We start from the raw sequence: 13963 nt of genomic DNA, 5'->3' as shown, positions 1-13963 counted from the left end.
TCGTTCTTAGCTGTCGTTAAGTAATCTTAATATTTGAGTGGCTATTTTGGGCACTTACCCGGCCGTCCGTTAATCGCTCATAACTGCCTGTCAGTTGAAGTCTAAACTTGTTCTTTAGTGCTGTAAGATTAGATATGAGCTACGACACCTTATTTTGTTCAAATAAGGGAATGAAAATATTTTCCTACTTAAAATGCTGCAGTGCCAGTTTTTTAAGAGGCCGATTCTGTTTCATTTATAGCTTTTTTAGATTCTTTTTGTTTGGCTTCTCGAGCTTTTATTTCGTTTTGAATTTCATGAAGTCGTTGTTGGTGCTTTTGCTTTTTTTGCCGATGTTGATGCCATATTGTTGCTAAAGCAAAAGCGCCAAATGTGATAATAATCCAAAATAACATAGTCGAAATTCTTTAATTAAAATGCCGTTAAATGAGACCTGAGCATTCAGGCATTCATTTAACGGCTTTGTGGGCTTTTAAAGTTTTTGTCCTTTGCGATCCAGCATGATTGGATCACCATAACCAAATTGTTTCACTCTTTCCAGTTGAGTTTTCGCGTCGCCAACCACAACATAAACCATTTGTTGCTCTTCGCCATACTTTTGATAAAGATTTCTAACTTCTTCTAAAGTCAGGGCGTTGAGTTCCTTTTGCTGATTCTCAATATAGTTATGAGGCAGGTCGAACTTACTTACCTCATCTAGCATGTTAATCAGATTGTTAATGGTTTCGAAATTACGAGTATTTTTCTTGATTAACAGATTCTTCGTTGTTGACAAGTCTTTTGCTGTGAAAGTTTCATCGTAGTTTGCGATTAAATCTTTAAATATTTGCAACGACTCTAACGTGACATTCGAACGTACTTGAGAATAGGTTAAAAAAGGTGCTGTGTAATGTCGTTTACTCATTTGTGAATAAGCACCATAGGTGTAGCCTTTTTCAATTCTAAGCGTTTGGAACAGGCGCGCACTGCCACCACCACCCAGGCGATTTTGAGCAACACTGAATTTGTAGTGATCGGGATGATTGCCAGCTAGTGCCGGCTTTCCAGCAATAATGACTGATTGTTTCGCACTTGGGATATCGACAAAATAAACGACTGGTTTGCCAATTTTTTTTGGAGGTGTAAAAGCAGGTAATCTTACTTTTTCACCTTGCCACTTCTTACTTAACAATTGGATACCCGCAAGAACCTGCTTTTGCTGAATATCACCAACAACGTGCAGTGAGCTATTCTTAGGAGAAAGGTTCTTGTTGTAAAAGGTTTTTAAGTCGTCGAGTGTTAATTGAGAAACGGTTTCTGAAGTTCCGCTTGTCGGTAATCCTGCTCTGTGTTGATCGCCGTAAACCTGACTGTAAAAGGCGCGGCTAGCGACTGAGAAAGGACGCGCTTCTTGCTGTTTAATGGTGTTTAAACGTCGCGCTTTAATTCGCTCAAATTCTTTTTCATCCCAGCGAGGGGTCAACAGCATTTCTGTCACTAAAGCCATGGTCGCGTTGTAGTTGCGTGCCAAAGTATTTCCATTGATATAAATGCCGTCCGCACCCGCACTAAATTGGATACCAGCACCAAGAAGTCCAATTGCGTCTTCCAGTTCTTCAGGTGTTTTTTGTTGAGTGCCTTCATTCATTAATTCGGCCAGCAGCGTCGCTGTACCAAGCTTGTCTTTGCTTTCTAACCAGGCACCACCGTCAATTCGCAGATTAAAATTCACCAAAGGTAATTCAGTATGCTCTATGTTATAGATTTCAAGCCCGTTATCTGCTTTGCTAGTGTGAATTTTCGGTACTGAAATTAGTGGTGCGTCACTAAGAGCTGGCTCTTCTCGACTATGCTTAGTCGGCGTTTTTTGATATTCAACAACTTTGTCAGAATCAAAGTTTTTCTCTGCGCCTTGCACGATTTTTTCCTCAACCACATTGGCTTTCTCTGAACCATCAACAATGAGTGATGCTTGTTCTTTTGGAACAAAGCTAGTCATGATGTAGTTCTGGCCCTTGATATATTGGTTATAAACACGAACGACGTCTTCTCGGGTGACTTTTTTGATGTTCTCAATATCCTGGCTGATAAAACCGGGGTCGCCGGCATATTCCTCGTAAGAGCCTAGTTGGAAGGCTTTATTTAATACGCTCGAAATGCCGTTGTAGAATCCAGTCTCCTGACGAGCTTTTATACGTGCGAGATCGTTATCGCTAAAACTGTTTTTCTCAAAGTTCGTCAATGCTTTAGTTACTGCATTGTTAATATCGTCCAGATCTTTACCTGCATGTGCCCTTACACGAATGGTGAAAGTACCGGCCATTTCGTTAGAGTTTTGATAAGCTGCAACATTAGGGGCCAGTTTTTCTGTTTCAACAATTTGTTTGTATAAAGCAGCACGTTTTCCCTGGCTCAAGATTTCACCGAGGGCCGATAAGGCATAGCTATCTTGATGATACTGTTCAACGGTAGGAAAGGTGATACGAAGTTCTGGCACCTTGGCAAAAGTATCCAGATGGAATAGTTTTTTGGTGGTTGTCAGGTTAACCGGCATTGGTTTGGGATCAGCAATAGGTTCTGATTTTTTAATTTCTCCGAACCAACGCTTAACTAACGCTTTGGTTTCGGATATATCGATGTCACCGGCGATAACCAGGGTGGCATTAGCTGGCCCGTAATATTTCGCATAAAATTCTTTTACATCTTCTAGAGTCGCTGCTTGTAGATCTTCGAGATCACCGATAACGGTCCAATTGTAAGGGTGGTTTTCGGGGTAGAGGTTCTTGCGAATCACATGACCGGTATGTCCGTAAGCTTGGTTATCAACACGCTGGCGTTTTTCGTTTTTAACAACTTGCTTTTCTCGCTCCAGCGCACCTTCATTGACGGTATTAATCATAAAACCAAGGCGATCCGAATCAATCCACATCAGTTTCTCTAGTGCATCTTTGGGGACAACCTCATAGTAAATGGTTCCATCTGACCAGGTGCCGCCATTGCGAACGCCGCCAAGTTCTTCGATCATTTTTCGGTTAGCGCCTTGTGGCACATTTTCCGAGTCATTGAATGCCATGTGTTCAAAAAAATGGGCAAAACCGGTACGTCCCGGCTTTTCGCGGTTTGAGCCGGCATGAACGATGGTTGAAATTGCTACTATCGGGTCTGATTTATCTTGATGCAGGATGACAGTAAGTCCATTATCAAGTTGGTATTTTTCGAAAGGGATTGTTAGTTCGGCTTTAGGGGTTGCTGTCGTTGTTGTGGTCTTTATGCTTTCTGTCTGGCAACCATATAACAGGCCGCTTAGTGCTAATGGGATGAGTAATTTTTTCATTCTTTGCCCCGGCTAATTATTTTATTGAATTGTAACGCCGGTAATTAACAGCAGCAATGGCAAAACCGCGGTATAATCACTCAATCTCCCCCAGGGGCCGTGAAATTTTGTAAGCTAATGTTATGTTTACATTTCACATTTTGAGGCTTACTGTTTTATGGTTAAAGGGGCCTAACCTAGAACCAGAGCAAATTTGTAGTTACCAAGTATATCAATAAAGCAAGCCAATCAAGAAAGGAGTGCATCATGGATAATATTAACGCCGGCAGTCACCGAGGCTGGGGGCTGGTTTTAGCAGGGATCTTTTTAGCTTTGGGGATTGCTATTGCCGGGTACTTTGTAGGCCAGACAATGTTTAATGCGAAAGTTGCTTTAAACACTGCTGAAGCAAAAGGTTTGGCGGAGCGCCGGGTTGTCGCTGACAGGGCTAATTGGAGCGTTAGCTTTAGTGTAGCAGGAAAGAAAAAAGCCGATATTCCCGGGTTGTATCAAATTTCGGAAAAGCACCAGCAGACAATCATTAATCTGCTTAATGAAAACGGTTTTGATAGTGAAGAAATTGAGATCGGTGTGCTCAACTATGGCTATCAGGAGTTTCGCGATGAAAATCAGAAACTGGTCGATGAAAAACATTATTTGGAAGGTTCAATTAGTGTAGAAACCAACAAAGTCAGGTTGGTTGCAGAGGTAAGGGCCAAGGTAAACAAACTCATTGCGCAGGGCATTGATATCCAGAATCAGGCGCCGACTTATCGTTTTACCCAACTCAATGAAATTAAGCCCGCCATGTTGAGTGAGGCAACTAAAAATGCACGTATTGCGGCGAACGAATTCGCGAGCAATGCGGGAGTTACCGTTGGCGGAATTAGAACTGCTCGACAAGGAAGCTTTTACATTCGAGATGCGGGCGAGGACTATGGTGATACGCGAAAAATTGAAAAAGATGTCAGAGTAGTCACCAATATTACATTTTATCTAACCGACTAATCGTTGTCGTAATAATTAAAGAGCCCATACCGATGTCTAAAATAGAATTTTCTAAAGAAGAAAAACAAATTCTTGTTAATAAGATTAAGGTTTACTTTGATGAGGAACTTGACCAGGAGCTTGGTGACTTTGACGCTGAGTTTCTACTAGATTTCTTTTCCGTTGAGGTCGGGTCTTACTTCTACAACCGAGGTTTGTATGACGCGAAAGCGGCCTTTGAAAGCCGAATAGATACTATTACAGAGGCGATTTACGAAATAGAGAAACCAACAGATTTTACCCTGTAGTTAATAGGTTTAGTCATATCTGATGATAAAATTTGAAACAGTGGACAGGTTCCCGCTGTCTCAAATTATTCTATGTTGGCTATATAAATTCTAACGACAAGTTTTTTTGCGAACTCTCGAACCTGTTTTCACAGGGGTCTCTCGACAGGTTTTCTCAACTTTAGCCACTTCTTCTTTTTTCGCGTTAGCGTCAGATGCTGCAGTGTTGTTTGTTGCAACGCTGGAACAACCTGATAATAGGAAAAGAAATACGATTGCTACTACGGCTATTTTCATTTTTAAGACACCATTGGTTAAAGAGATATTGATACTATCAAGCTTTTTCACAAGAAAAAGTAATTATTAACATCTCGGTAAAAAAAATTGTATCAATGTTGTTACAATGAAATTATTCGTTGGTTTTTTTGGTAGAATTTTATTATGTAGTAGGAAAGTTAATCCGAATTATCCAACAATAATGGGCGAATCCACTTAAATTTATTCGTTTTAGAGAGCGTCTAATCTATGCTGAATAGCAATTCCACAAGAGGATAAGTTGCTCTCCTTTGCATTGGTTTAGCGAGTTCGGAGAAATGCAGATTAACAGGAGCGAGCTAATTGGGTGTCAACTAATACCATGATTTAGGATCAGCCTGATAATCTTGCGAGACCAATTTTTCAAGATAGGTAAAATTACTGTTGGTCTTTATTTCTTCAAAAACACGTTTAAAAGCCGGTCGCTCTAAATGTGCTTTGATGCCAGAGCTCCAGGATACCCAGGTAAGTTTTGATATTCGGCCTTTTGCGCGTAAGTAAACTTGTTCATTAGTTAAGTCGAGGTAGTTGTAGATTAACTCACGTACCCGCATTTCATCCTCTTTTTGAGGAACTTTACCGATCAATACATCAACCGGGATTTCCATCGTTAGTTCTCGATATTGTTGATCAAAGTGATCTTCAAAAGCCGCTTGAGATTGCTTTTTTGATAGCCTGATTTGCCATGCACCAAATATTACGCCAATGGCTGTTGCCAGTGAGCCGATAGCTGTCGCTATCGAGCTTAAAATATTCCAATCAATATTCATTTTATTTTTATCTTCATACTGCGAGGTTTGATTGATTATATCATTGAAAATATCCATATTTGAATCGGTCATACTGCTGCAAATCATAAATAAAATTTTGCGAAACGACTTTTACTGATTAGTAGTAATTGAATTAAAGTTAAGGCGAAAAGAGTCGTTAGACTTTAATAAAAAAAATTCAATGATTTTTTTGCGTTTCAGAACATGGCAAACATAATGGGATTGTTGGTATATTGTAGCGATTAAATTGAGCTGTTTGTTAACAGCATTCCTTATTTGAAGGAGAAGCATCTGAAGACATTATTCATTGCGCTGTTGTTATTTATGCCAATTAGCGTTGCCGCAAAAGAAAGCATTTGTTTTGGAACGACTGCAAAAGGTCGTTTAAAAGATGGCGTTGAGTTGCCCTCAAGTGGAAATAACTTTGTCACTTATAGTCGAGTTGCCAGAGCGGCAGGCCGAACATATGTTCATTCAAAGGTGAAAGATATTGTTGTGGAAGCCTACCGAATATTAGAAAGTGAACAACCAAAGAAAGTCTATAAATATGCTGAAACAGGCCTTAAGGAAGGTGGTCAATTTAAGCCTCATAAGACTCATCGTAACGGATTGTCAGTGGATTTTATGACACCGGTGATTAACAAGAAAGGAAAGTCTGTTCATTTGCCAACGAATCCATTTAACAAATTTGGATATAACATAGAATTTGATAAAAATGGCGTTTATGAGGGGCTGAAAATTGATTATGAGGCGCTCGCCGCTCATATTGTTGTACTGGATAAAACGGCTAAACAGAAAGGGTATGATTTATGGCGAGTAATATTTGATCCCAGCTTGCAACCGGAGTTATTTAAAACTAAATACTCAGCTTACCTGAAAGCCAACATTCGGTTTTCAAAGAAGCGTTCCTGGGTCCGGCACGATGAGCATTATCATGTTGATTTTGCCATTCCATGCCAATAATGCTGTCGCTGTGTATTTCGGTAAAACTTTTTCTTCAATGCCTAAACTTCAAGGATTGGTTCAATCGAAAGCTAACTCCAGATTTTAAGTAGCTCTACATCATTTTCAAATTCTTTCTCAATAGCCACGATTTTGAGAAAAGTATTGAGGTCATATTTGGCTTCAGACTTGGTTGAAAAAGGGCCTACTAGCTGTCCTTCCCGGGTTCGATAGTGAAAACCTTCGTCATTAACAACAATGCGATTGGAGCGTTTAAATTGAATGTATTGATAAGGATCTTCCATTCTGTGAGCATTAGCTTTTTGAGTCATCATTGTTTATTCATCCATTTTGAATTTTTCAGGCGGGCTTATAGTACACTAAGTGAATAAACTCGCTGTAAAGACAATAGCACCAGTATTTGTGAGAAATCTCTCAAGCTTGTTTGGGTTATCGTCGATTGGGCTTGTATTTTAGGGTAAACTCACTAATTTGTTCTCGGTATGAGATTTTTGTGGTGTGCCGAGCAGATAACTAAGCTGAATTTTTTGGGGAGAAAGTATTAAACGATGGTAAAAAATAAGTCGTATAAATTTTTTGTATTTCTCTATTATCTTATCGGGATCCCATCAACAATAGCTTTTTCATTGTTAAGTTTAGCTGGCATCGTGCTTTCCCTTGGATTTCTATTCAGTGGCGAGTGGAGCATTTTAGTTTTTGCGATATGGCCGCTACTTGGCATTGTTGGTTTAGTTACATATATCAGTTTGAAAAGTTTTCTAGACCGTGGTGAAGCGGCATTAAAGGCGAAAGCCAAGTATATTTTGGGATTGTTTTGCGGTATTTTGGCTGCAGTAATCTTTTCTAATAGTTATTTAAAAAGCAATGAATTATGGCTTCAGCTTTTGGCAGTTTTGGCTGTGCTAATTTCCTTAGTGGCGCTGTCAGGTATAATTTTTATCTTAAAGATGGCGGCCATTTCTGCAGAATCGGAAAAGCATGCTAATCGATCATTACTTCTTTCTTTCGCTGATACGTTGAATGGCTTTTATACTTATTTAAAGGCTTTTTCAAAAAAGAAAAAGTGGCAAGTACTTCTGTTGCTTTATTTACCTTCTTATTTACTTTTAAGAGCTGGCCACGTACTTGTGCACTATGAGAGTCTTAAAAAATGCAGGTTGTCCTCGAAGAGTACTTATTGTCATAGAATTGAAACTAGAAGGCTGGATACACCAGCAATCTATATTGGTTTTCTGCCAATGATGTTTCTGGAAGTCGTTTACTTTCCTCCAATGTTGCTTGAAGGGTTATATTGGCAATCACTTGATACGAGAAACTGAGATAGAAGGAATTCAATGAGTTCGAACTAGTCGCTCTGTTATCAAAAGTGAATGGGTACCTGAATTAGTTCAGTCAGATTCTGTTTTTTTATCTTGTATTTATAAACTAAGATTGGTTTGTCATTTTTTCAAAATAGCGAACAAATTCTTCCACTGTACTGTCCACAGAAAATTTTCCGGCAATCGTCTGTCTGCAGTTTTCAGACATTTTTTTGATTCGCTCTGGTGAATGGTAAAGTTCGCGAACATTAGCAGCAATAGCATCAGGATCTTTGGTCGGAACAACAATGCCGTTAACACCATTCTCTACAACTTCTTTTCCGCCGCCGGTTGTTGTGACGATGGTGGGCGTACCATAACCCATTGCTTCCATGACCGCTCGAGGTAGACCCTCTCCGCTGATAGATGGTTGAACCAGAAGGTCGCTGGCAACAATTAGCTCGGGCGCATCATAACGATATCCGGTGATATGAATTCGTTCCCGCATCTTATTTTTTTCCACGATGTCTGCATATTGATCCATATTTTTACCGACCAAAAGCAGATGTAAATTTTCCAGATCAGCTAACTGATCGGCAGCTTCAATCATCACCGGGATCCCTTTACTGGGTCTTGCGTTAACAGCACAGATTAAAACGAAGTCTTTATCGCTAATACCGAATTCTGACAGGTCGGCTGGAGACTTATCATACCAATCTAAATGATGGCCTTTGTAAATAGTGACGACATTTTCTTTATTGCGCCACACGTGTTGACGAACATCGTCACGAACTGCGTCCGAGACGCAAATAATGCCATCAACTCGTGGATGCAAATGCGTCAGGTAAGCTGTTGGGTCATGTTTATACAAACCGCCGGTGGTGCCGCGATAGGTAATCATTTTGGTTGGAAAGCCGATACAAGCAAAAGCAGCGTTAGGAATTGACTTTGAGTTGGTTGCGTAAACAACATCGTAGTTTTTTTCGCGAAGTTCCTTGCGAAGTACCTTAATTGATTCGAAGCAAATTTTCTTTTTAGGTTGCTGATTGATGACCTTGATGCCATTTGCTTTAAAAATATTGGCGTACTCGGTATTTTCGTCCGTAAGAACTGTAACACTATGACCGCGCCTGGCAAGACCGAGAAAAATCTCTAGTTCTGGGCGAATACTGTTGATTGGACCATTGGATGTAGTGAAAACCAATATATTCATAAAAATCTCGAAGTATTAACCTGGGTTTAATTATCGGAGCTATCGATGTGTTGGTAAATATAAAAAGTCAGTCAAGTTAGAAGCACATTGTTATCAAAGCATTGCTCTCACTTGAATTGATGTTATTTGGGTTTTTTGTACAACAGAAACATATATTTATTAAATGTATACTGCATCTGAATAACTGCAATCGCAAAACCAATCCGTCCATCAAGAAAGCCACGCCTGAAAAAATAGTGCCGGATAAAAGCGACGACGGAGGAAAGCACGGCTCGAGTTAGTGAGCCTGACTTACCTTTCTCGAATTTTTCTGTTGCGCTAATGTTGGCATAATTGTTTCGCTTCGCCAGGTACAAGTGCATATCGTCGTATTGATAGTGCAGCAGGTTTTGTTTTAGCTTGGTAATCTGGGCGCCTTTATGATTAACGGCTTCGTGCACTAATTTATCGTTGTAACCAAAATGTTTTCGATTGTAAATTCGATGAACATAATCTGGATACCATCCGCTATGATAAATAAACTGTCCGCAAAAACTAGTTAACCGATTGATCATGATAACCGTTTTTTCATTGGCAGCGGTCAGTGATTCGACAATCTCCTGACGCAGTTCCTCGGAAACAACTTCGTCACAATCAATGGCAAATATCCACTCATTGCTGGCAAGGGCTTCTGCGCGCTGACGTTGCTTGCCAAAACCAACCCAGTCTTCCCGCACGAATACCTTATCTGTATATCTCTTAGCAATTTCCAAAGTGTTGTCAGTGCTACCGGAATCGAGCACTATAATCTCGTCAGCCCAGGCTACAGATTGCAAACAACGTTCTATATTCTTCTGTTCATTTTTACAGATAATGCAAACGGATAATTTTTTGCTCATAAGCGGGTTCTTTGGTATTTTAACGACCGCTAATGTATCTTAAAAAAGTGCCAAATGCCACAGACCCCTGGTAAATACTCTGATATATTTTCTGCACAATACTTGATTGGCTATTGAATTTAACGGTCGATTACTAGATTTTGTGAAGCGCCGATTTCGTATGAATGCCTTGTCATTGATAAGCTTGAATAGATTCCAGTGTTTTACTGACTTTAGGTGTAGTATAGCTTCACTTTAAAAGGTAAAATCGCATATTGCTGTGCGCCAATGAGATCTTGGAAAAAATAGAGTGAAAATTCGGTCTTTAATTTGTTAGCGCTTTGAGTTGAAAGCTTAACTAATCATAGAAAATGACGCTTAGGGTCTATTTGAATGAATCTGTCAAAAAAATTTAACAAGCTTCGTCGCGAAATCTATAAAACGCTGTCCGACTTATCTTTAAAGAGCGCTAAAACTGACTATTTTGGCTTGAAGCTAAAAGTACCGCTTCTCCACGGTTTAGGCGCTGGGTTTTTGGTGCCTGCAGATCAATGGATGTCAGATTCACTGAAAGTTTTCTTAGAACAGAAAGAAGGCACAGTGGTTGATATTGGCGTTAATATCGGCTTGTATATGGTTAAATTAAGAGCGCTTGATCGGTCAAGAGAATATATTGGTTTTGAGCCGAACGCGATTTGTAATTATTATACTCATGAACTGATCAGGGCTAATAAATTTAACAATGTTCGCGTATTGCCCTTTGCCTTATCTGATAAAAAAGAACTGCGATCTTTTTATGTTAAGCGTCGCGCTGACAAAATGGGGTCGCTCAATGATTATGCACGTTTTGGCGATACCAAGAAATTTTCATTTGATCTATTTACTTTTCCCGCTGATGAGTTTTTTGAAATGTTATCGCCGGAGTCATTATGCGCCGTGAAAATAGATGTTGAAGGTTCTGAGTTAGAGGTGTTACGTGGACTAGTTGACACCATTAAAAGATATCGACCTTATCTTTTTTGTGAAATTTGGCAAATTCCAAAAGTTGATCATCCTACCTATCAAGAAAAATACAAAAGGTTAGTTCAGATATGTGAGCTGCTAAAAAGTATTGATTATAAGATATTGGGGGTTTCTACAAGTCAGTCAAAGATTGATGTTCTAGATTCTGTTGAGCAGTTTGGCGGCGAATACCGAAGAGATTATATTTTGGTACATGAATCTGAAGAGAGCCAGTTGAGAGAGGCTTTAACTCAGATTTTATATTGATTCAGCTATATAGTGCCAAAAGATCACTTTTTAAGCTAATCGATCTTTAACCTTTTCGCGGTACCTTCTGGAAAAATTTAACACTTTGCCGCATTTTAGTCTGATTCTAAAATCGCCGCTATCTAGTGGATTAATTTCTTCGATATTGTCAATATTGACCATGAAGGACCGATGAATTCGGGCGAAGTGTTTTGGGTTGAGCTTTCGTTCCAATCCGGCCATCGTTTCCCTGAGCGGATAAACCCGGTTGTCCACATGAAGATTCATGTAATTGCCCGCTGCTTCAACCCAATTAATATCCGACACTTTAATAATAAATTCTTTGCCCAGTTTTTTTACCAACAATCGTTCAGGGTGTTCGGGTTCCGGGGTATCTTCACCCGTTGCGATAACGGTTGCTTCACCGCGTAGCCGACTCACAATAAACCTGTAGGCGTAAATAATAGCGATTATCCAGATATAGCTGTAAACATCTTTGCGGTATTCGTACAGAAGTTCATTAGACCAGTCACCAAAATCGTAGTGACTACCCATTAGCGAGTAGGTCAATTTTCGAATAAGTACCATACCCACTACATGACTGAGTGAAAATACAACTGAAAATATAACGTGGCCGATAATCCCACGGGTGATATTAGGGCCTGATAAAGAGAATTTTCGGTTAAAGAGAATGATAAGTGGAATTAACAAAACACTGACAAATTGACTGCTAAATTCCCATGAATAAGGCTGCCAGGCTTCAATCGGTATTTCTAACCGGGCGTAGTCTGCTATCACAGATTCAGCATTAATCCAGGCTTGCAAACTGGTGATAGAGATCCAGAAGAGGGCGATATAGTAGTGTTCATATCGATTAAATAATTGCCAGTTCAATTAACTTTATCCTTTTCTACTCTAAACCCGATTAGTTACTCATCACAGCATACTGCCGCTTACCCCAAGTTATTATAAATCAGTCACTTAGTTATTGTGAGTTTATTTTGTAAAAGACAATATTTAACCAAGGACCACCACTAAAATGACGAGTAGATATGAGCGCAGTTCCGTTGCTAAAACAACTTTTTTTACCTGATACAAAAGAAATGCCAAGTCGACGATATGACCTCGACTGGTTAAGGGTCGCTGTATTCGGATTATTAATTTTTTACCATGTTGGTATGATGTATGTCGCTAACTGGGGATATCATATAAAAAGCCAGTATCTGAGTGCAGAATTAGAAAATTTAATGTTGTTAGTCAACCCGTGGCGTATGCCAGTACTTTGGTTGATTTCAGGTATTGCGATTCGTTTTGTCCTTGGCAAAGTTGCGTTTTCAACCTTCCTGATGCGACGATCAGTGCGCCTTTTGTTACCGTTATTGTTTGGCGTACTAGTTGTAGTTCCACCTCAGCTCTACTATGAAATGACTTTTAACGGTGATTTAAGTGTGAGCTATTGGGAGTTTTATCGTGCTTTTTTCGATCTTAATCATCCGATGTTTAAGGCTTATCAACCCGGAATCTGGCCGCATATTGATGTTAATCATTTATGGTATTTGCGCGAGCTATGGTGTTTTACCCTTTATTTGATCCCTTTGTTACCCTTGTTGAATTCGAAGCCGGTCAATCAATTGGTCGACTGGATAGTCAAGCAAAATGGCATATTAGCGGTATTTATCGCTGTTGTTCCTATCTTGTTGGTTTCTGTGTTGATGAAAGATACCAGAGAGCCACTTGGTTTTATGTTTATGATCTATGGTTACTTAATTGCATGGAAGACAGAGCTATGGGAGCGATTGAGAGCAAATTGCAAAATGCTGATGGTATCTGCTGCTATTTGTTATGTGGTTCTGGCGGTTTTTTATAACCTGGTCTGGATTAAAACCGGTGAAAACACGGAACCCTGGTTGTTACTGTCAGGGCAATTCGTTCATAGTCTCGATCGACTTATTTGGGTATTAGCGCTTTTGGGATTAGCTTACCGGTTTCTTAACCGAAATTCCGCGCGTTTATCCTATTTTAATGAAGCGGTTTATCCTTATTATATATTGCATCAGACAATCATCATTGTAGTTGGCTTTGAGTTGTCTCAGTTCAAGTTAGGTCCGATCATCGAGTCTGGTTTACTGCTGATAGTCACTTTTGCGGGGTGCGCGCTGAGTTTTGAATTGATACGGCGTATTGAAGTATTAAGGCCACTGTTTGGATTAAAACTGAAGCGAAATTATCAGCGCAACTGGCAGTTGGCTGGCTCGTTCGCAATGTTGCTATGTTTAGTGCCGTTTGGATTAGAGATCTTATTTTAAGTGACAATACCGTCTTTTAACGATTCTCTTTTCGGATCACAAATTTAAGACCGGACCAGGTTTCGTCAACAGCACAAACTTTAATATCAACTAAGCCCATAGGTAGAATTACTTCTCGAAGAACATTTTCAGTAATATCTGTGGGCACTTTAGAGGCTTTTTTTGGCCAGGAGATCCATATCATTCCGTTCGGTTTGATTTTGCTGGAAAGCTTTTCGATCAACTGACAAAGCTCTTTGCGGCTTTTAGTAAACAGGTGGATCATATCGAGATTACTGACGAGGCGTGTTCGAATGGTCACGTTTTCGGGGAGCGGACTAACCAGTTCCTTGTAATTTGTCGGCGGGTTTTTTACGTACAGAATGAAATTGGGTTTTATTCCAAGTTTTTTAGTTAAAGGTGTACCTGAGTAACCGGGCATAGTCTT

The 13963-nt window shown here is 39.8% G+C and carries 15 protein-coding genes; 6 read left to right on the top strand and 9 right to left on the bottom strand.

Features of this window, described 5'->3' with window-relative positions; genetic code table 11:
- Positions 1–212: 212 nt before the first annotated feature.
- Positions 213–395: a hypothetical protein gene (locus FLL46_RS06740; RefSeq protein ID WP_142892727.1), complete on the bottom strand. Its 183-nt coding sequence runs from the start codon at positions 393–395 to the stop codon at positions 213–215.
- Between the two features lie 77 nt (positions 396–472).
- The gene (locus FLL46_RS06735) at positions 473–3313 is read right to left on the bottom strand and encodes a M16 family metallopeptidase (RefSeq protein ID WP_142892726.1); all 2841 of its coding nucleotides are present in this window, start codon (positions 3311–3313) and stop codon (positions 473–475) included.
- 246 nt (positions 3314–3559) lie between these two features.
- Here FLL46_RS06735 and FLL46_RS06730 point away from each other — a divergent pair, with 246 nt between their 5' ends.
- Both FLL46_RS06730 and FLL46_RS06725 read left to right on the top strand, forming a co-directional pair.
- Positions 3560–4300: an SIMPL domain-containing protein gene (locus tag FLL46_RS06730; protein ID WP_142892725.1), complete on the top strand. Its 741-nt coding sequence runs from the start codon at positions 3560–3562 to the stop codon at positions 4298–4300.
- Between the two features lie 32 nt (positions 4301–4332).
- Positions 4333–4587, top strand: a complete 255-nt coding sequence (locus FLL46_RS06725; RefSeq protein WP_142892724.1) for a DUF2164 domain-containing protein — start codon at positions 4333–4335, stop codon at positions 4585–4587.
- A 90-nt stretch (positions 4588–4677) separates the two neighbouring features.
- Here the strand turns inward: FLL46_RS06725 and FLL46_RS06720 are convergent, their stop codons facing one another.
- Positions 4678–4863 (bottom strand): putative periplasmic lipoprotein, encoded by a 186-nt coding sequence (locus FLL46_RS06720; RefSeq protein ID WP_142892723.1) that lies wholly within the window; start codon positions 4861–4863, stop codon positions 4678–4680.
- Between the two features lie 332 nt (positions 4864–5195).
- On the bottom strand, positions 5196–5723 hold the full coding sequence (locus FLL46_RS06715; RefSeq protein WP_142892722.1) for a hypothetical protein: 528 nt from the start codon (positions 5721–5723) through the stop codon (positions 5196–5198).
- A gap of 204 nt (positions 5724–5927) precedes the next feature.
- Between FLL46_RS06715 and FLL46_RS06710 the strand changes: the two genes are divergently transcribed.
- The gene (locus tag FLL46_RS06710) at positions 5928–6614 is read left to right on the top strand and encodes a penicillin-insensitive murein endopeptidase (RefSeq protein ID WP_246119280.1); all 687 of its coding nucleotides are present in this window, start codon (positions 5928–5930) and stop codon (positions 6612–6614) included.
- Between the two features lie 71 nt (positions 6615–6685).
- On the opposite strand, the gene FLL46_RS06705 is transcribed toward FLL46_RS06710, so the two are convergent.
- Positions 6686–6928 (bottom strand): DUF6316 family protein, encoded by a 243-nt coding sequence (locus FLL46_RS06705; RefSeq protein WP_142892721.1) that lies wholly within the window; start codon positions 6926–6928, stop codon positions 6686–6688.
- A gap of 234 nt (positions 6929–7162) precedes the next feature.
- Here FLL46_RS06705 and FLL46_RS06700 point away from each other — a divergent pair, with 234 nt between their 5' ends.
- Positions 7163–7933 (top strand): hypothetical protein, encoded by a 771-nt coding sequence (locus FLL46_RS06700; RefSeq protein ID WP_142892720.1) that lies wholly within the window; start codon positions 7163–7165, stop codon positions 7931–7933.
- A gap of 106 nt (positions 7934–8039) precedes the next feature.
- Here the strand turns inward: FLL46_RS06700 and FLL46_RS06695 are convergent, their stop codons facing one another.
- Complete coding sequence (locus FLL46_RS06695; protein WP_142892719.1) at positions 8040–9125, bottom strand: glycosyltransferase family 4 protein; 1086 nt, start codon at positions 9123–9125, stop codon at positions 8040–8042.
- A gap of 122 nt (positions 9126–9247) precedes the next feature.
- Positions 9248–10003 (bottom strand): glycosyltransferase family 2 protein, encoded by a 756-nt coding sequence (locus tag FLL46_RS06690; RefSeq protein WP_142892718.1) that lies wholly within the window; start codon positions 10001–10003, stop codon positions 9248–9250.
- Positions 10004–10375: 372 nt separating this feature from the next.
- On the opposite strand from FLL46_RS06690, the gene FLL46_RS06685 reads away from it, so the two are divergent.
- Complete coding sequence (locus FLL46_RS06685; protein ID WP_142892717.1) at positions 10376–11251, top strand: FkbM family methyltransferase; 876 nt, start codon at positions 10376–10378, stop codon at positions 11249–11251.
- A gap of 30 nt (positions 11252–11281) precedes the next feature.
- Here the strand turns inward: FLL46_RS06685 and FLL46_RS06680 are convergent, their stop codons facing one another.
- Positions 11282–12124, bottom strand: coding sequence for a LytR/AlgR family response regulator transcription factor (locus tag FLL46_RS06680; protein WP_142892716.1), 843 nt, complete (start codon positions 12122–12124; stop codon positions 11282–11284).
- Positions 12125–12282: 158 nt separating this feature from the next.
- Here FLL46_RS06680 and FLL46_RS06675 point away from each other — a divergent pair, with 158 nt between their 5' ends.
- On the top strand, positions 12283–13536 hold the full coding sequence (locus FLL46_RS06675; RefSeq protein WP_142892715.1) for an acyltransferase family protein: 1254 nt from the start codon (positions 12283–12285) through the stop codon (positions 13534–13536).
- A gap of 16 nt (positions 13537–13552) precedes the next feature.
- On the opposite strand, the gene FLL46_RS06670 is transcribed toward FLL46_RS06675, so the two are convergent.
- Positions 13553–13957: a DUF3052 family protein gene (locus FLL46_RS06670; RefSeq protein ID WP_142892714.1), complete on the bottom strand. Its 405-nt coding sequence runs from the start codon at positions 13955–13957 to the stop codon at positions 13553–13555.
- Between the last annotated feature and the right edge of the window lie 6 nt (positions 13958–13963).

The sequence above is a fragment of the Aliikangiella coralliicola genome (genome assembly GCF_007004725.1).
GTDB lineage: Bacteria > Pseudomonadota > Gammaproteobacteria > Enterobacterales > Kangiellaceae > Aliikangiella > Aliikangiella coralliicola.
The sequence above is the reverse complement of the archived record's forward strand: the minus strand, read 5'-3'. Positions and strand labels throughout refer to the sequence as shown.